This is a genomic window from Paractinoplanes abujensis (assembly GCF_014204895.1).
Lineage (GTDB): Bacteria > Actinomycetota > Actinomycetes > Mycobacteriales > Micromonosporaceae > Actinoplanes > Actinoplanes abujensis.
In genome coordinates this window covers 4,001,640-4,019,013 of sequence record NZ_JACHMF010000001.1, presented here as the reverse complement: position 1 = coordinate 4,019,013, position 17,374 = coordinate 4,001,640, and the positions used below count along the sequence as shown (strand labels likewise).

The following is a 17,374-nucleotide window of genomic DNA, read 5'->3' as shown; positions in this document are numbered from 1 at the left end:
CGGTCATTTTCGCACGGGGGTCCCGGTGGGGGAGGCGAGGTAGGCGCGCCACCCGCCCAGGTGGCTGATGTCGGGGGCGCTCGACAGGGCGGCCGGTTCCACCAAGAACCCACTGACCGAGGTGTCGTCGATCAGCATGACCTTGCCGATGGCCATCGGGGCCGGGATCGCCGCGACGAACGTTCCGAAGCCGTCCGCCGGGAGCCGCCACAGCTCGCCCTCGATGCTGCAGCCGCCGTCACCGACCCGGACGAGTCCCGGCTTGGGCGGGTCGGTGTCGAGCGCGTGCAGCGCGTAGGCCGGTGCGGTGGCGGTGGCCGCGACGAAGGTGCCACCGGCCGTGGTGAGCTGGACGTTCAGGGGTTGGCCGGTGAGGTGGGCGCCGACCACGAACAGGTCGATGCCCGGGTTGGCGGCCCGGCGGGCCAGCTCGGCCAGCGCGCGGTCGGTGCAGGCCGCCCCGGTGAGCATGACGCCGAACGGCAGCCCGTCGACGAACCCGGCGGGCACGGCCAGGGAGGCGTAGTCGAGCAGGTTGGCGAAGTTGGTGAAGCGACCCATCCGCGCGTTGGCCCCCACCGGGTCGGCCGCCACCTCGGCCAGGGTGGGGTGCCAGGTGGTGGTGGGAGTGAGCAGGGCATCGCAGCCGTCCAGCACCTCCCGGCCGGCGGCGGCCAGGGCGGCGAGCCGGGCGGTGTCGGTGGCCCAGTCGGCGGCGGTGCGCTCCTTGCCGCCGAGGATGATGCCGGCCACGGTCGGGTCGAGGCCGGAGCCGATGAGGTCGGCGTGCTTCTCCAGGTGGGCTCCGACGCCGGCGTAGCGTTCCGCCACGAACGCGCCCCCGTACAACAGGGAAGCGGCTTCCAGCAGGGGCGTGACGTCGACCTCGACGATCTCGGCACCGCTGAGGGCGAACTGCCGCACCGCCGCCGCGAACGCTTCCCGCCACCCCGGAGCCATGCCCTCGAGGTGCTCGGCGGTGGGGGTGGCGAGCCGGGGCCGGGCCGGCGCGGCCAGAGGTGGGGACGCGGCCCGGGACAGCGGATCCGACGGGTCGACGCCCTCCATGATCTCGGCGACCGTACGGGCGAGAGCGAGGTCGCGGGCGAAGACGGTCACACAGTCGAGCGTGTAGCAGGCGGGCACCACGCCCGTGACCGGGACCAGCCCCTTGGTCGGTTTCACGCCGACGATCCCGTTGAGCGCGGCCGGTACCCGTCCGGAGCCTGCGGTGTCCGTACCCAGGGCGAAGTCGACCTGGCCGAGTGCGACCGCCACCGCGGACCCGGACGAGGATCCGCCGGAGATGCGGGCCGGGTCCCAGGCGTTGCGGACAGCCCCGTACGGGCTCCGCGTGCCGACCAGGCCGGTGGCGAACTGGTCGAGGTTGGTCTTGCCGATGACCACGGCGCCCGCCGCCCTGAGCCGGGCCACCGCGGTCGCGTCCGCGGCCGGGCGGTAGGCGTAGGAGGGGGCGGCGGCGGTCGTGGGCAGACCGTACACATCGATGTTGTCCTTGACCGCGAACACCAGCCCGGCCAGGGGTAACGACGGGTCCACCGCGGAGGCCTCGGCGAGCACGGAGGCCCGGTCGCGCAGCGAGATCCAGATCTCGGGCCGGTCGGCCGTGGCGATGCGGTCGAAGGCCGCGTCGACGCGGTTCACGGCCGCACCGCCGCGAGGATCTGGCCCGGCGCTACCTGCTCGCCGGCCTTCACGTACAGCTCCACCAGGGTGCCGCTCACCGGTGTGGTCACCTTCGCCTCCATCTTCATCGCTTCCAGGGACAGCACAGGATCATCGGCCGACAGCACGTCGCCGGGTGCGGCGGACAGCTGCCAGACGGTGGCCGTGAACGGTGCGGTCACCGCCGTGGCGCCCTCGGGCAGCGTCACCTCCGAGGCCGGCGCCACCGGTTCCGTATCGCGCCGGTCGAACTCGCCGGAGACCCGCCACCGTTCCTTCTCGGCCTCGAAGGCGGCCGTCTGCCGGGCTCGGAAGTCCGCGATCGACGACGCGTTGGCCGCCAGGAACGCGTTGTAGTCGGCCAGCGAGAACGTCCCCTCGGTGGCGTCCAGGGGTAGGCGTCCGGCGTCGCTTTCGGCCCGCAGTTCGAGCAGCTCGTCCGGCGTGACCGGGTACCACTCGATCCGGTCGAAGAACCGCAGCGCCCACGGCTGCTCGCGATAGCGGAAACGGTTCCAGATCTGGACCGTACGGCCGACGAACTGGTAGCCGCCGGGCCCCTCCATGCCGTAGATGCACAGGTAGGCCCCGCCGATGCCGACCGAGTTCTCCGCCGTCCACGTCCGGGCCGGGTTGTATTTCGTGGTGACCAGCCGGTGCCGGGGGTCCAGGGGGGTCGCGACCGGCGCGCCCAGGTAGACGTCGCCCAGCCCGAGCACGAGATAGCTGGCGTCGAAGACCGTGCGGTAGACGTCGTCGGGCGTGTCCAGGCCGTTGATGCGGCGGATGAACTCGATGTTCCACGGGCACCAGGGCGCGTCGTCGCGGACGCCGGCCATGTACCGCTCGATGGCCAGCCGGGTGGCCGGATCGTCCCAGCTCAGCGGCAGCCGCACGGTGCGCGAGGGCACGACCAGCTCATGTGTGGGCGGCACCTCCGCCTCGAGCTCACGCAGCAGGCGGGCGACGTCGCGGGCCTTCAGCACGCTCGCGTCGGTGTGGACCTGCAGCGACCTGATGCCGGGCGTGACGTCGAGGATGCCGGCGGGCCGGTGCCGGGCCAGGGTCTCCTGCAAGGCGTGCACCCGCATGCGCAACGCCAGATCGAGCTCCATCGGCCCGTACTCGACCAGCACGTTGTCGTCGCCGTCACGCCGGTAGGTGACGGCCGGGCGGTTCGCGTCCCCTTCGGCCCTGCCCAGTACGCCGTCGTCGCCGTCGCCGCCGCGAGTGGTGACCGTGGGGGCGCTGCGCCGCTCGACGAGGCCGGCCGCGTCCGCCTCCCGCACGGCCACGAACCGTACGGTGTCGCCGGGACGTAGCTGGCCCAGCTTCCACAGCTCCCCGCTGGCCACCACGGCCGGGCAGACGAAGCCGCCCAGGGAGGGGCCGTCGGGTCCGAGGATGATCGGCGTGTCGCCGGTGAAGTCGAGGGCCCCGACCGCGTACGGGGTGTCGTGGATGTTCGACGGGTGCAGGCCCGCCTCGCCGCCGTCGGTACGCGCCCACTGCGGCTTCGGGCCGATCAGCCGGATGCCCGTCCGTGCGGAATTGTGGTGCACCTGGTAGTCGGTGGCATAGAGCGTGTCGATGTCCGCGCGGGTGAAGAACTCCGGCGCGGCGTGGGGACCCTCGGTGACGCCGATCTGCCAGCTGCCGGTCAGGTGCGGCCGTCGTGCGGCCGGAGTCGGGCCGGGCGGATCGTCGAGATCGTCGGGCGGGCCGGGACGCAGCACGTCGCCGGCGAGCAGCGCCCGCCCGCCGTGGCCGCCGAACCCGCCCAGGGTGAAAGTGGCGGCGCTGCCCAGATAGGACGGCACGTCCAGACCCCCACGCACAGCGACGTAGGTGCGCAGTCCGGGCCCGGCGGGCGAGCCGAGGGTGAGGACGCCGCCGGCCGGGACCTCGAGCGCGGTCCACAGCCCGACCGGCTCGCCGTCGAGCGTGAGCGGCGCCGCGGCGCCCGTCACCGCGACCAGCGACGGCGTGGAGAACCGGACCGACAGGCCACCGGCGGTGACTTCGAGGGCCGGTCTGCCCGCCGGGTTGCCGACGGCCAGGTTGGCCTCGGCGAACGAGACGGCGTCGAACGGCCCGCTCGGTGGCACCCCGACGTGCCAGTACCCCAGCCGTCCGGGCAATTCCTGGACGGTGGTCATCGGGCCGGGCGCAAGCACGTCGATCCGCGGCCGTGGGTCGGTCGTGAACTGCAATGTCGTGGTGGAGTGGGCGGCGGCGCGCAGGTCGGTGTCGTCGGTCAGTGAGCGCAGCAGCCCCACGTTGGTGACGATGCCGTCGATGCGGGTCGCGTCCAGCGCCTCACCGAGCCGGTCGAGGGCCTCGTCGCGGGTGGCGCCGGTGGCGATGACCTTCGCCAGCATCGGGTCGTAGTACGGCGACACTTCCAGGCCGGTCTCGATGGAGGCGTCCACCCGCACGTCCGCGGGAAACTCCGCGCGGGTGACCAGGCCGGAAGAGGGCAGGGAGTCCTTGGCCGGGTCCTCCGCGTACACCCGCGCCTCCACCGCGAACCCCGACGGCTGCCAGTCCCGCTCGAACACCGCGGGATCGACCGAGCCCGTGCCGGCCAGCTCGAGCTGCAAGGCCACCAGGTCGACCCCGAAGACCTCCTCGGTCACCGGGTGCTCGACCTGCAGCCGGGTGTTGACCTCCAGGAAAGCGGCCTCCTGGCGTACGGGGTCGTACACGAACTCGACCGTGCCCGCTCCCCGGTAGTTCACCGTGGCCAGCAGTGCCCGGGCACTGCTGTGCAGCCTTTCCCGTACGGGCTCGGGCAGTCCGGGCGCGGGTGCTTCCTCGAGCACCTTCTGGTTGCGCCGCTGCAGCGAGCAGTCCCGGTCGCCGAGCACCGCGATCCGGCCCGCGCCGTCGCCGAAGACCTGCACCTCGACGTGACGAGCGGGCCGTACGAGGCGTTCGAGGAAGACCCCGGCGGAATCGAAGTTGGCCTGGGCCAGCGCCTCGACCCGGGCGAAGGCCGCGCGTACCTCGTCGGCCGAGGTGCAGGCCTGCATGCCGATGCCGCCCCCACCGCCGGTTGCCTTGAGCATCACCGGCAGGCCGATCGCCTCGGCCGCGGCCACCGCCTCGTCGGCCGAGCCGAGCAGCCCGGTCCCGGCCAGCAGCGCCACGCCGGCCTGCTCGGCGATGGCCCGGGCCGTGTGTTTGGCCCCGAACGCGACGATCTGCTCGGGCGTCGGCCCGGCGAACCGTAGCCCGGCCTCCTCCACCTCGCGGGCGAACGCGGCGTTCTCGGAGAGGAACCCGTAACCGGGATGGACGATTTCGGCACGGCTGGTCCGGGCGGCGGCCAGGATCAGGTCGCGGCGCAGGTACGAGTCGCGGGCGGGCGCCGGGCCGAGCCGGACCGCGGTGTCGGCTTCGCGCACGTGCGGCGCGGCCCGGTCGGCGTCGGAGAACACCGCGACCGTGGCCAGGCCGAGCCGGCGTGCGGTCCGGATGATCCGCCGCGCGATCTCGCCCCGGTTCGCGACGAGAACCGTACTCATGAAGGCTCCGTCACGATCATGCGCAGCGGCGTGGGGTTGAAGTCGTTGCACGGGTTGTTCATCTGCGGGCAGTTGGAGACCACCACGAGCACGTCCATCTCGGCTCGCACGGCCACCCGCTTGCCCGGCCCCGACATCCCGTCCACGATCCCGAGCGCGCCGTCCGGTTCGATGGGGACGTTCATGAACCAGTTCAGATTCGAGACCAGGTCCCGTACGCCCAAACCGTGCTTGGACCCTTCACTGAGAAAGTTCTCCCGGCAGCCGTGGTGGAACATGACGTGGTGCCCGTACCGCAGGGTGTTCGATTCTTTGCCGCAGGCCCCGCCGATGGTGTCCTGCCGGTCGATCTCGTTGGCGACGACGGTCATCAGCGGGCGGCCCTCGTTGCTGCGCAAAACCGTTCCGGTACGGACGTACGCGTTGCCTTGCCAGGCGAGGGTGTCGGGCACGCTGTAGCGCTCCTGCGGATCGTGCGCGTTGTAGATCAGGCAGTCGGCCGACTGGTTGCCGCCCACGTCGACGATCGTGAGCACCTGCCCGGCCGCGACGACACCCGACCAGGGCGCGTTCGGCACCACCAGTTCGTTCTTGACGGCGGTGCCTTCGACGAGCGACTCCGTCATAGTCCTCGTGCCTCCGCGTAGTCGATGGTGTTCAGGTAGGCGCGATTCAGCTCGGGGGTGGCGTCGAATCGCGGGTCGGCCGGGCCGGTGGCCTTCCCCCGCCAGGCGTGCACCCGCAGCGGCCCGGCCACGTACTCGGGCCGGGGGTCGCGCGGATGGGCGACGTTGGCCAGCAGCACCAGCAGCGGAAGCTCGGCCACCAACGTCACGTGCGTACCGGGTCCGGCCGAGCCGAGCCAGTCCAGCGAACCGTCCGCGGCGACCCGGACCCCCTGGAAGAAGCTGACGCTGGGCGGCAGGTCACGGCGGGTGAGGCCGTGCTTGGCGGCGGCCTTGACGAACAGGCTGCGCCCGGCCGGGGAGGGGCCTTCCGGCCGGGCGTCACCGTACTTCGCCGCGTTCCAAGCCTCGGTAGTGGTGCCACAGAACGCGTCGTGGCGCCCCGACGTGTCCTCGACCAGGCTGGCCAGCACCCGCCCGTCGCCGGAGAGCAGCGGCGTGCCCGCAGCCAGATACGCCTGCCATGGAATCTTCAGTGTGTCGGCCACGTTCAGCCGCTCCACCGGTTCCAGCGCGTTGTAGACGAGCAGGTGCGCACACGCCTGCCCGGTCGGATCGTCCAGCCGCAGGCGTGTGCCCCGGGCCAGCACCTTGTGCGTGTACCCGCCCGGCGCCACGGTCTCGGCCCAGGTCAGCCCGGCCGGATCCACCCCGGCCGGCACGTGCGGGCTGCTCGACGCGGGCAGATAGGGCATCCACTCGCTGGTCAGCCCGCTCTGGGCGCGGGCGTCGTTCCGTGAGTTGAGGACACTGTCGGTCCGGTGCTCGGCGCGGACGCTCATGAGTGGGCCGTCTGCGCGACCGGGGCCGGCGTGTGGCTGTGCGGAACGTGGATCAGCTCGACGTTCTTGTGCAGCCGCTTGAATCCGAAGTAGCCGGCACCGACCGCCACCACGGCCGCGACGAACAGCAGCGCGCTGTACTGCAGAGCCCAGTTCCCGTCGGGGGAGAGGTCGTAGATCTCCGCCCGCGGCCACATCAGGTTGACCACCATGATCGCCTGATAGATCACCGCGACGATGTTGACCGCCGGCCCGAACCGGCCCATCGAGAACAGTGGCCTGCCCTCCTCGTCGACACCGGCCGGGAACCGATCGGTGCGGCGGTGCCGGATGCGCACCACGAGCAGCGGCAACGTGACCCCGAGGTAGGCGATGTAGAGCATCGCGATGCAGATGCTGGACAGCGCGGTGAAGATCGTCGTGGAGTTGATGTTGACGAGCAACGCGATCACCGCGCCCGCGCCCACGACGATCGAGGTGAGAATCGGCGTTCCCGTACGCGGCGACACCCTGCTCAGCGCCCTCGCGAAGGGGAAGGCGCCTTCGCGCGACATGGAAAACATCATCCGAGCACCGGCGGTCTGGCAAGCCAGCGTGCAGGCGAAGACCGCGACGGCGACACAGCAGAGCAGCAGCCGGCCCAGCACACCGCCGAGCCGCTCGGTGAGCACCCAGGACAGGCCGAACGAGGAGAGGTTGCCGTCGGTCAGGCTCGGCGCGGCCATCAGGGCGGCCAGGATCAGCAGGCCACCGCCGAGGCCCGAGGTGGTCAGCGCACGGATGATCGTCTTCGGCGTGGTCTTGCGAGGCGCGTGAGTCTCCTCGGCCAGCTCACCGGCCGAGTCGAAACCGACCATGACGTACGCGGCCATCAAGCCCGAAGCCAGCCAGGCGAAGAAGTAGCTCCCACTCCCGGTCCAGCCGGTGTGGTGCAGAACCACTGCCGGGCCCCGCTCGGAGAGCGCGAACAGCACACCGATGAGGACAACCACCCCGACTATCTCGATCGCGACGCCGAAGCTGGTGGCCGCGGCCATCTGCCGGATGCCCAGCACGTTCACCAGTGTGGTGACGGCCAGCAGGACGACGCCGAGGATGATGGCGTTCTGCGCCCCGGTCGCGGACAGGATCGACGAGTCGGCGCCCGAGCCGCCGACGATCTGGAAGCCCGACCAGATCGCCGGGAGCACAGCCTGCATGGCGATCGCGGCGACAGCCAAGGTCAGAATCTGGCCGATCACCATGATCCAGCCGGTGAAGAAGCCCCAGCTCACCCCGGCCAGCCGGCTCGACCACTGGAAGATCGCCCCGGAGACCGGCCAGCGACCCGCCAGTTCGGCGAAGCACAACGCGACACACAGCTGGCCGGCGAACACCACCGGCCAGGACCAGAAAAAGGATGCCCCGCCCAACAGGAAGCCCAGCCCGAACAGCTGGAACACCGTGGTCAGGATCGAGACGAAGGAGAAACCCGCGGCGAAGGACGCGAACGTCCCGACGCCCCGGTGCAGTTCTTGTTTGTAGCCGATATGACCAGGATCGAGGGGGGTTGCGCTCACGACTCCACCTCCGGCGGGTCTTAACTGTCGGATGACAGGTAATGAGCCTGAGGTTGGATTCCGGGTGTTCCGCCGGCGGTTCGACATCGTTTCGGCCAGGTTCCGCCGCGTTAATTCCCGATGACCGAGGGTGAATCCGCTCAGCCCTGAGGCGGGTCACGTACCACTGCTCGTCGAGGACATTCACCCGGCACGCCGGCCGCGAATGTGCCTACTGGCGGAACCGCTGGGAGAGCAAGCGCAGCTGCTGGGCCAGAGATGCCAGCTCGGTGGCGGCCGCTTCGGTCTGCGTGGCGGCCTCGTGGGTGAGTGTCGTGGTGCTGGCCACCCGGCCGATCGAATCCGACACGTCCGTCGCCGAGCGGACTGCGGAATTGATGCTCGTGACGATCTGACCGGTCGCCTGCGACTGGCTCATGACCGCCGCCGAAATGGTGCCTTGCAAATTGTCCACGCGATCGATCACCTCGGTGATCCTGGTGATCGCCTCCAAGGCGCTGGTGGTGTCGCGTTGCATGGCTGCCACCTTGGCGGTGATGTCGCCGGTGGCCGTGGCGGTCTCCCTCGACAGATCCTTGACTTCCCCGGCGACCACCGCGAAGCCTTTGCCTTGCTCGCCGGCCCGAGCCGCTTCGATCGTGGCGTTGAGGGCCAGCAGGTTGGTCTGCTCGGCGATGGCGGTGATGATGCTGACGACTGCGGACACCTGCTCGCTGGAGACACGCAGATGCTCGATCGTCTGGTTGGTGACGTTGGCCAGCTCGACTGCCTCGCGGGCGACGGAACCGGCCTCGGCGACCGCCGCGGTGATGTCGCCGATCGACATCTCGAGGCCCTGCGCGGCGGCGGTGGCGCCGTCCACGCTGGCCGTGACCTCGGTGATCTGCGCGCTGGCCTGAGCCGCCTCCGACGAGGCGGTGCCCGCGCCCCCGGACAGCTGACGGCTGGTGGCGGTCAGCTCCTCGGACGCCGCAGCCACCGCATTGGCGTTGCCCCCGATGTCGGTCATGGCGCCCCGCAGGGAATGAACGATGTCGTTGAGGCTGGTGCCCAGCTGCGAAAGCTCATCGCCGCCCGCGAGCGTCGGGTCGGCGGTCAAGTCATAGCCGGCAATGGCGCGTGCGGCCGTGAGGCTGTGGTGGACCCGCCGGGCGATACGGCGCGCGAGCAGCAGCGCCGCCCCGCCCAGCAGAAGAGCGGAGAGGAGGCCGGTCACCAAGGTGAGCCGCTGGGCGTTGGCCGCCACCGTCGCCGCGTGTGCGGACGCCTGCTCTACTCGTTCGTTGATGGCCGCGGTGAGGGTGGCCACCGCCTGCCCGGCCTCAGCGTCGACCTTGTCGTACGCGGGTCGAGCGGCCAGTGCAGCCGTACGGCGGGGGTCGGAGGCCACCCGGCTGGCCAGCGTGACCATACGCTGGCCGGAGGCGATCAGCTCGTCGAGGACCGGCAGCACCGCGTCGGCGGGCGCGCGCAGATCGGGTACGAAGCGGATCACCTGGTCGACACCGGCGCGGGCCTGGGTGACATTGTCCCCGAGGCGATCCAGAGATGTCTGACGTTCCGTCGCGTTGTTGGCCACGAGCGTCGCCAGCACATTGCCTCGGAACAGCGCCCGGGCGATGTCGATCGACTGCGCCGCCTGCAGGCCGCGAGCGGCCGCACCGGCCAGCTTCTGCTGGTCGGCGATGGAAGAGGTGCCTTGGTACCCGATGGCTCCGGCCGCGATGACCAGCACGAAGCCGGCCACCGCGAGGGTACCGATCTGACGGCGAATGGTGAATTTCACGTCGTCTCCTCTCCTTCGACGCACGCTATCGCCGTTACTGGTCCGGCATGACCGGATCGGCTAAGGGCCTGCCGCCGACGGTCGATAAGAGCCGGGAAGGCGTTCCGGAGAGGGGTCCGTCGTGCGAATCGTCAACGTTCCGGTGCTCCTCGTCGCCGCAATCGTCGCCTTGACCGGATGCGCCGGAACCGAGCCGGTCGAGCAGCCCGTCGACCGGCTCGCGGAAGCCCGGGCGGCTCTGGCCGGCTCGGTCGACCGAGGCGACGTTCTGGTGTTCGGAACCGACCCGACCTTCGAACCGATGACCTTCAAGCGTGGCTCCGCCTACGCCGGGCTCGACATCGACGTCGCGCAGGCCGTCGCGGCCAAACTCGGTGCCCGCGTCGAATGGCGCACCGTGGCCTTCGGCGATCTGCTCGAGCAGGTCAGGAGCAAGAAGATCGACGCGTCGATCTCGTCGATGTTCGACCGGGCCGAACGGCAGAAGAAGGTCGACTTCGTGGACTACCTCAACGCCGGCACGTCCATCGTCGTGCGCAAGGGCACGGGCGACATCGGCGGCATGCCGGGCCTGTGTGGCCGGCGGGTGGCGGCTCAGCCGGACACTGTCTTCGTGGAGATGGCGACTGCGCAGGGCAAAGCGTGCGGCCGTCGCAAGCTCACGGTGGTCAGCACCGACCGGCCCTCTGCGTCCGTCCGTGACGGGAAAGCCGACGCCGCGCTCAACGACTTTCCCATCGCGGCGCTCGACGTGGAGAAGATGACCACGTTGGAGCTTTCCGGACCGCAGATCGAAGCCATCCCGTACGGCATCGGCGTGGCGAAAGATCGTAAGCCGCTCACCGCCGCCATTCAGACAGCGCTGTACGCGATGATCAACGACGGCACGTACGACGCCCTGCTCACCAAGTGGAAGGTCAAGGAGGGCGCCCTGCGCACCGGCGCCATCAACGGGGGAGCCTGAAAGCCGGTGTTGTCGACGACCGCCGAGCCCGCCGACCTCAGCCGGGGGCGGGCCTGGCGCCGGCGGCGCGGCTGACCTCGGCCAGGCGCTGCTCCAGGAAAGCGCGCTCCGCGGAGTTCGCCGTGAGTTCCATCGCGCGCCGGTACGCGCTCGCCGCTCCGGCGGCGTCGCCGAGGCGGCGCAGCAGGTCGGCGCGGGTGGCGGGAAGGTAAGGGTAGTCGGCGAGCCGGGGATCGGCCGCCAGCTCGTCGAGGAGCGGCAGGGCGGCGGCCGGACCGTCGGCGAACGCCACGGCGGCGGCCCGGTTGAGCGCGACCACCGGGGTGTTCCACACCGCCAGCAGCCGGTCGTAGAGATGCACGACGCGCGGCCAGTCGGTTTGCTCCAGCGACGGCGCCGTCGCGTGCACGCCGGCGATCGCCGCCTGCAGGGTGAACCGCGCCGGTGGGCCGGACGCCAGTGCCCCGGCCGTCACCGTGAGCCCCTCCAGAATCGCGCGCTGGTCCCAGCGCGTCCGGTCCTGGTCGGCGAGCAGGAGCAGCCGGCCCTGCTGGTCGGTCCGGGTGGCCCGGCGCGCGTCGGTGAGGAGCAGCAGGCCCAGCAGGCCGCGGGTCTCGGGCTGCTCGGGGAGCAGCGCGGCGAGGGTGCGCGCGAGGTGCATGGCCCGGTCGCAGATTTCCTCATCGACGAGCGTGTCGCCCTTGCCGGCCGTGTGGCCGGTGCTGAAGAGCAGGTGGACAGCAGTGAGCACGCTGTCCAGGCGTTCGGGCAGCTCCGCCCGGCCGGGAACCCGGTAGGGGATCCGTGCTTCGGCGATCTTCTTCTTGGCCCGGGTGATCCGTGCCGCCATCGTCGGCTCGGACACCAGGAAGGCCCGGGCAACGTCGGGCGTGGGAACGCCGCAGACCAGGCGCAGGGTGAGGGCGACGCGGGCCTCGGGGGCGAGGGCGGGGTGGCAGCAGGTGAACACCAGCCGGAGCCGGTCGTCCGGCACCGTGGCGTCGGGCCGGTCAAGGTCGGCCGGGTTGTGCGGATCGACGGTCGCCGGCTCCACGAGCAGCGGGAGCTTGCGCCGGAGGGTGATTTCGCGACGCAACCGGTCCAGCGCCTGATTCCGCGCCGCCGTGGTCAGCCACGCGCCGGGCCGCTCCGGGACGCCGTCGCGGGTCCAGGTCTGCAGCGCGCGGACGTACGCCTCCTGCGCGCACTCCTCCGCGACGTCCAGGTCGCCCGCGACGCGCACCGTGGCGGACAGCACGAAGGCCCACTCGGAGCGGTGGGCTTGCGCCAGCGCGGCAGCGACCGCGTCCGCTTGCCTGGCGGACGCGGCCGGCTCGTCGTGGGGAGTGATCAGAACGGGTTGGTCGTCGCGTCCACGACCGGGCGGACCTCGACGCCGCCGCCGGGGGCCGGGCACAGCTTGGCGATCTCGATGGCGTGGTCGAGGTCGCGCGCCTCGACGACGTAGTAGCCGCCGAAGGCTTCCTTGGTCTCGACGAACGGGCCGTCCGTCACCGTGCCGGCGCCTTTGATCGTGGTGGCCGTCGTCGTGGGCGCGAGCGCCTCTCCGCCCGCGAGGGACCCGCCGAGCTCGGAGACCTGCTTGACGAACGTGCTGTGCGCGTCGAGCACCGCGGCCCACGCCTCGGGCGATGCGTTCGCGTAGAAGGCCGGGTCTTCGTAGATGAGGATCGCGTACTTGGCCATGGAGCTGCCTCCTGCACTGGGTCGCGGGCCGGCCTGTCCGGCTCCGTCATCAGCGACGACGAACATCGTGCGTCCGGATCGACAGCCAGACCTGCATTTCTTCAAGATTCTCCGCGCCGCCGTATGTGCGGAGTCCGCTTTACGTACTGAAGTTCATGCCAGCGGCCCCTTCTGTGCGATAAACCGGACCAGTCGCCGCTGATCGAGGTCCCGAACGGCGGTAGGACCGGCAATGCCGTGCCGGCTTGCTGAGCTCAGATGGACGGCGTCTCGTGTGTGCCCTAGTGCACACACCCTCGGGGGTTGCGATGCGGGCACGGGCGAGTATGTTTGGCACTGCCAACAAAATGGTGGCGGCGGTGGCGCTGACTGTCGTTCCCAGTAACTCACCGGAGGTAGAGGTCATGTCTCACCATCTCGATTCCCCGCTCGCTCGCCAGGACCCGCGGCTGAACATCACCGACCAGTACGTCTTCGACGCGCCCGGCGCGACGGTGTTCGCCATGAACGTCCGTACCTCGCTGGCCGGGGACGGCGTGCCGCTCGGCTTCCACGACGAGGGCCGCTACGAGTTCAAGGTCCACCTCGACGGCTCGACTGTCGAGAACCTGACCTTCCGCATCGTCTTCGACGCCCAGGACGACGCCGGGCAGAGCTACCGGGTGTTCCGGCTCAGTGGCGCCGACGCGACCGATGACACCGCCACCGGTGTCGAGATCGCCGGCGGCCGCACCGGCGAGGCGGTGGCCGGCGACGGTGGCCTGCGCGTCTGGGCCGGGCGCGCGGCCGAACCCTTCTCCCTGGACCTGCGCCAACTCGGCGCGATCGACCAGGTCGTCCAGCACGGGCAGAGCGTTGATCTTGCCCCGCCGGCCGACGTGGCCAGCACCTTCGCCGGCTCCACCGTGTCCACCATCGTCCTTCAGGTGCCGGACACCGACGCCGACCTCAGCGCCGGGCGCAGTATCCGGGTGTGGAGCGTGGCCAAGCTCGCCACCGACGCGGGCGGCTGGCGGCAGATCAACCGGGCCGGGCTGCCGATGATCTGGCCGATCTTCCGCGACCATGACTCCGAGGTGTCCAGCCGCGCCAACGAGACGCAGCCCGCCGGCGACCGCGATGCCTACGGCAAGGCGACCGAGAACCTGATCCGCGCGACGGTCCAGCTGCTCGGCACCACGACCAGGCCCGATGCGTACGCGGCCACGGTGGTGGAGCGCATCTTCCCCGACACCCTCCCGTACGTCACGGGCACCGCGGCCGCCTTCTCGTTCGCCGGCTTCAACGGCCGCCGGCTCGGCGACAACGCACCCGAGGTGATGTTCTCGCTGGTGACCAATGCCGCGGTCAGCACGGGTCTGACGGCGACCGCTTCATCCGAGCAGTTCCCGTACGTGATCCCGGCCTGATCACGTGTCAGGACGGTGGACCGTGTACGGCCGTACGGGAAGGAATCTGACCGCGTGAACACCCGAACCGAGGCGCCCGAGTGGACCACCACGCAGTGGTTCAACAGCGAGCCGCTGAGCCTGACCGCGCTGCGCGGCCAGGTGATCGTCGTCGAGGCATTCCAGATGCTGTGCCCGGGCTGCGTGGCACACGGCCTGCCGCAGGCCGCCAAGCTGGCCCGCGTGTTCGGCGGCGACCTGGCCGTCGTCGGACTGCACAGCGTCTTCGAGCATCACCAGGCGATGACGCCGGTCAGCCTCGAAGCCTTCCTGCACGAGTACCGGGTCACCTTCCCGGTCGGCGTCGACGCACACGAGGAGGGCAACCCCACGCCGGTCACCTTCGGCCGGTACGGGATGCGTGGAACCCCCACTCTGCTGCTGATCGACCGCGACGGCGTGCTGCGCGCGCACCACTTCGGCGCGGTGGACGACATGGAGATCGCCTCGGCGGTCACCCGGCTCATCGACGCCAAGTCCGCGCCTGTGCCGGGGACCGTCCCGGCCGGTGCGACTGAAGCATCCTTCTGCAGCGTGGATGGCGTCTGCAGCTGAGGCGCCGGTACCGTCACACGGTGATGGAGACGGTGCACCGGACCCTGCTCGCCACGCCGGTGGAACGGCTGGTTGCCCATCCGCGCCTGGCTCTGGTCGCCGGCGTGGATGTGACCCGGCCGGCGGTGAACGTGTGGGATCTCAGCCTGCGGCCGGTCGGCACAGTCAGCGGCGACGCGGACAGCTACGGCAACTTGCCTGCTTGGGAGCGGCGCAAACAAGTACCGGAACTCGCGTGGCACCCGTACGAGCCGGTGCTCCTGGTTACCGCGGGCGGCGTGCTGTGGCGGTGGACGCCCGACGGGGTTACGACCTGGCCCACCGAATACGGGAGCCTGGCCTTCAGCCCGGACGGCGGCACTGTGTGGGCATCACCCGCCAGTGACGGCGGTGAGGACGCCTGGCTGGCCTCGGACGTGGTCGAGCATGACGCCGGCGTGGTCGGCGCCGGGCCGCGCTGGGACACCGGCGTTGCCGAGCATCCCGCCGGTGGCCTCGTCCTCACCCTGGCCAGCGACCAGGGCGCGACGCTGGTCCTGTTCGCCCGGGCCGAGGATCGAAGGATGCGGATCCGCAGCCGAGCGCTCGTGCTCGACGCTGATGGCTACGAGACACCGGTATGGAGTCCGGACGGGCGGCACTTCGCCGTGCGCGGCAACGCCTACGGGCAGTCACTGGAGGTGTATTCGTTTCCGGCGCTGGAGCGGCAGGTGGCCCTCACGCTGCGGGAGCCGGCTCCGGTATCGACTCCGCCGGATTGGACTGAGTTCGCGCTGAACTGGCTGCGGAACGACATCGCGTTCGGCCCCGACCCGGACGTCCTGTGGATGGGCACTCCTGAGGGCGCACTGCTCGCGCTCGGCCTGGCCGCCGGGACAGCCACCGTTCACCCCGTGGGCGGCGCTGGAGTAACCGCGCTGGCCCGTACGGCGAGTGGCCAGTTGGTCATGGCTGACCGCGACGGCGGCCTCGTCCTGTTGTCTGTTCCGGGTGCCCCGGTCACCCCGGATGCCGCCGGAGTAGCCGCCTTCCTCGCGGGTACCGAGCCGATCGACGCCACCGGCTACCTGTGGGACGAGCTCGAGCGCACCGACGGCGTGCGCACATGGCGTCACGGCGACCTTGACCGCGTCGTCGAGACCCATGACCACGACCCGACGTGGCTGCGCCTGCAGGCCGCCATCAATCAGGTCAGAAACGGTCGCACCGATCAACCGTAACGAGCGCGGCGCATCCGGGCGGCCGAAGGCAGGCCGGCTCGACGGGCGTGTGGCCCCGGACCAGGCCCCGGGGCCGCGCCGGCGTGCTGATCGGCAGTCCGGCTCCGGTCGCGCGCGGAGCGGCCCGGGGTGGGGCGTCAGGCGGGCGGAACGTGCTCGATCCGAATGCGGCTCAGGAAGCCGGGGAGGTCGCTGAGCACGTACAGCTCGCCGTGCACGTCGGCGGCGAAGGCGGTCGGCTGGGTGGGGAAGGTGCCGATCGTGGCCGAGTCGTAGCCGCCCCCGGCCCGGGGACGCACCGCGAACGCGCGAGTGTTGCAGTAGTCGCTCGCGAGGTAGACGCCCCGCGCCTCGGGCGTGCGGGATCCTCGATACACCACGCCGCCGGTGACCGAGCAGCCCTCGGTCATGAAATGCTCGTACTCGAAAACCGGGTCGACGTAACGCACACCCGGCCGGCACTGCTCAGGGTCGAATATCGGAGTGCCCTCCTTGCACGACCAGCCCAGGTTGGCCCCACCCTGCCCGGGGCGGACGTGGTTGACCTCCTCGACCAGGCCCTGGCCGACGTCCCCGATCCACAGCGAGTTGTCGACGTCGATGGAGAAACGCCACGGGTTGCGCAGACCGTAAAGCCAGATCTCCGGACGGGCGCCCGGCTTACGGACGAACGGGTTGCTCGCGGGAACGCAGTACGGCCGCGACCCGCAGGCCCGGTTCACGTCGATCCGGATGATCTTGCCGAGCAGGGTGCCGAGGTCCTGACCGGACTTGAACGGGTCGCCGGAGTAGCCGCCGTCGCCGGTGGACCAGTAAAGGTAGCCGTCGCGGCCGAACGCCACCTGTCCGCCGTTGTGGTTGCCGTACTCGGCGTGCTCCTGCGTCAGCAGCACCTGCAACCGCTCCGGGGCGCTGATCGGCAGCCGGGCCACCGTCAGCGCGCCGGCCGGCCGGCTCGTGTACGACACGTACAGCATGCCGGTGCGAGCGAAGTCCGGGGCCGGGGTGATGCCGAGCAGGCCGCGTTCGTTGTCGGACGTCTCGATCAGGGCGCTCAGGTCGAGCACCGGGTCGGCGGCCAGGCCGGTGTCCGGGTGGTAGGAGCGGACGGTGCCGTCCTTCTCGGCGATCAGCATCCGCCCGTCCGGGAGCCCGGTGATGGCGATCGGACGCTGCAGACCGAAGGCCACCTGCTCGGACACCACGGTCAGTTCGGTCAGGGGGACGGGGCGGACACGGGGCGCGCCGGCCGCCGGCCCCGCGCTCGACAGCGGTGCCGACAGCACCAGTAACAGCAGGCCGGCCAGCACAGCGACCGTACGACTACGTCCGAGCGTCATGGTAGGGCTCCTCGAGCGGGGGTGGGTTACACGTTCCGGGAGCGCTCCCATCATACATAGATGAATGCCAATGCCTATAACGTCCAGCCGACTCCTGCCCGGTGGCCCTGG

Annotated in this window: 13 protein-coding genes; 4 read left to right on the top strand and 9 right to left on the bottom strand. The window is 70.8% G+C overall.

Going from position 1 to position 17,374, the window contains the following annotated elements:
• Window positions 1-3: 3 nt before the first annotated feature.
• The 6 genes from atzF to BKA14_RS17835 form a co-directional block, all read right to left on the bottom strand.
• Window positions 4-1,665 carry an allophanate hydrolase gene (gene atzF / locus BKA14_RS17860; RefSeq protein WP_184952064.1) on the bottom strand — a complete coding sequence of 554 codons (1,662 nt, stop codon included), beginning with the start codon at window positions 1,663-1,665 and terminating at the stop codon, window positions 4-6.
• Window positions 1,662-5,216 (bottom strand): urea carboxylase, encoded by a 3,555-nt coding sequence (gene uca, locus BKA14_RS17855; protein ID WP_184952063.1) that lies wholly within the window; start codon window positions 5,214-5,216, stop codon window positions 1,662-1,664. The genes atzF and uca overlap by 4 nt, the downstream gene beginning before the upstream one ends.
• Window positions 5,213-5,842, bottom strand: a complete 630-nt coding sequence (locus BKA14_RS17850) for an urea amidolyase associated protein UAAP2 (RefSeq protein ID WP_184952062.1) — start codon at window positions 5,840-5,842, stop codon at window positions 5,213-5,215. The genes uca and BKA14_RS17850 overlap by 4 nt, the downstream gene beginning before the upstream one ends.
• Window positions 5,839-6,684: an urea amidolyase associated protein UAAP1 gene (locus tag BKA14_RS17845; protein ID WP_184952061.1), complete on the bottom strand. Its 846-nt coding sequence runs from the start codon at window positions 6,682-6,684 to the stop codon at window positions 5,839-5,841. Before BKA14_RS17845 ends, BKA14_RS17850 begins: the two co-directional genes overlap by 4 nt.
• Window positions 6,681-8,243: an APC family permease gene (locus tag BKA14_RS17840; RefSeq protein ID WP_239093094.1), complete on the bottom strand. Its 1,563-nt coding sequence runs from the start codon at window positions 8,241-8,243 to the stop codon at window positions 6,681-6,683. The genes BKA14_RS17845 and BKA14_RS17840 overlap by 4 nt, the downstream gene beginning before the upstream one ends.
• Before the next feature lie 211 nt (window positions 8,244-8,454).
• Window positions 8,455-10,029 carry a methyl-accepting chemotaxis protein gene (locus tag BKA14_RS17835; protein ID WP_184952059.1) on the bottom strand — a complete coding sequence of 525 codons (1,575 nt, stop codon included), beginning with the start codon at window positions 10,027-10,029 and terminating at the stop codon, window positions 8,455-8,457.
• Window positions 10,030-10,150: 121 nt separating this feature from the next.
• Between BKA14_RS17835 and BKA14_RS17830 the strand changes: the two genes are divergently transcribed.
• Window positions 10,151-10,993 carry a transporter substrate-binding domain-containing protein gene (locus BKA14_RS17830; RefSeq protein ID WP_184952058.1) on the top strand — a complete coding sequence of 281 codons (843 nt, stop codon included), beginning with the start codon at window positions 10,151-10,153 and terminating at the stop codon, window positions 10,991-10,993.
• 37 nt (window positions 10,994-11,030) lie between these two features.
• Here BKA14_RS17830 and BKA14_RS17825 read toward each other — a convergent pair whose 3' ends face one another.
• Both BKA14_RS17825 and BKA14_RS17820 read right to left on the bottom strand, forming a co-directional pair.
• A complete protein-coding gene (locus tag BKA14_RS17825) occupies window positions 11,031-12,251 on the bottom strand; it encodes an RNA polymerase sigma factor (RefSeq protein ID WP_184952057.1) in 1,221 nt (406 codons plus the stop codon).
• Between the two features lie 92 nt (window positions 12,252-12,343).
• Entirely contained in the window at window positions 12,344-12,700 is a 357-nt protein-coding gene (locus tag BKA14_RS17820) for a YciI family protein (RefSeq protein ID WP_184952056.1), read from the bottom strand.
• A 404-nt stretch (window positions 12,701-13,104) separates the two neighbouring features.
• Between BKA14_RS17820 and BKA14_RS17815 the strand changes: the two genes are divergently transcribed.
• The 3 genes from BKA14_RS17815 to BKA14_RS17805 are packed head-to-tail and all read left to right on the top strand — an operon-like array spanning window position 13,105 to window position 15,923.
• Window positions 13,105-14,109, top strand: coding sequence for a DUF4331 family protein (locus tag BKA14_RS17815; RefSeq protein ID WP_184952055.1), 1,005 nt, complete (start codon window positions 13,105-13,107; stop codon window positions 14,107-14,109).
• A 54-nt stretch (window positions 14,110-14,163) separates the two neighbouring features.
• Window positions 14,164-14,703 carry a redoxin domain-containing protein gene (locus tag BKA14_RS17810; RefSeq protein ID WP_184952054.1) on the top strand — a complete coding sequence of 180 codons (540 nt, stop codon included), beginning with the start codon at window positions 14,164-14,166 and terminating at the stop codon, window positions 14,701-14,703.
• A gap of 20 nt (window positions 14,704-14,723) precedes the next feature.
• Window positions 14,724-15,923, top strand: a complete 1,200-nt coding sequence (locus BKA14_RS17805) for a TolB-like translocation protein (protein ID WP_203722475.1) — start codon at window positions 14,724-14,726, stop codon at window positions 15,921-15,923.
• A 137-nt stretch (window positions 15,924-16,060) separates the two neighbouring features.
• Here the strand turns inward: BKA14_RS17805 and BKA14_RS17800 are convergent, their stop codons facing one another.
• Entirely contained in the window at window positions 16,061-17,263 is a 1,203-nt protein-coding gene (locus BKA14_RS17800; RefSeq protein WP_184952053.1) for a PQQ-dependent sugar dehydrogenase, read from the bottom strand.
• Between the last annotated feature and the right edge of the window lie 111 nt (window positions 17,264-17,374).

Excerpts from the sequence above, each read along its gene's own strand:
- BKA14_RS17800 (WP_184952053.1), bottom strand. The coding sequence starts at position 17,263 with ATGACGCTCGGACGTAGTCGTACGGTCGCTGTGCTGGCCGGCCTGCTG.
- BKA14_RS17820 (WP_184952056.1), bottom strand. The coding sequence starts at position 12,700 with ATGGCCAAGTACGCGATCCTCATCTACGAAGACCCGGCCTTCTACGCG.
- BKA14_RS17815 (WP_184952055.1), top strand. The coding sequence starts at position 13,105 with ATGTCTCACCATCTCGATTCCCCGCTCGCTCGCCAGGACCCGCGGCTG.
- BKA14_RS17845 (WP_184952061.1), bottom strand. The coding sequence starts at position 6,684 with ATGAGCGTCCGCGCCGAGCACCGGACCGACAGTGTCCTCAACTCACGG.
- uca (WP_184952063.1), bottom strand. The coding sequence starts at position 5,216 with ATGAGTACGGTTCTCGTCGCGAACCGGGGCGAGATCGCGCGGCGGATC.
- BKA14_RS17850 (WP_184952062.1), bottom strand. The coding sequence starts at position 5,842 with ATGACGGAGTCGCTCGTCGAAGGCACCGCCGTCAAGAACGAACTGGTG.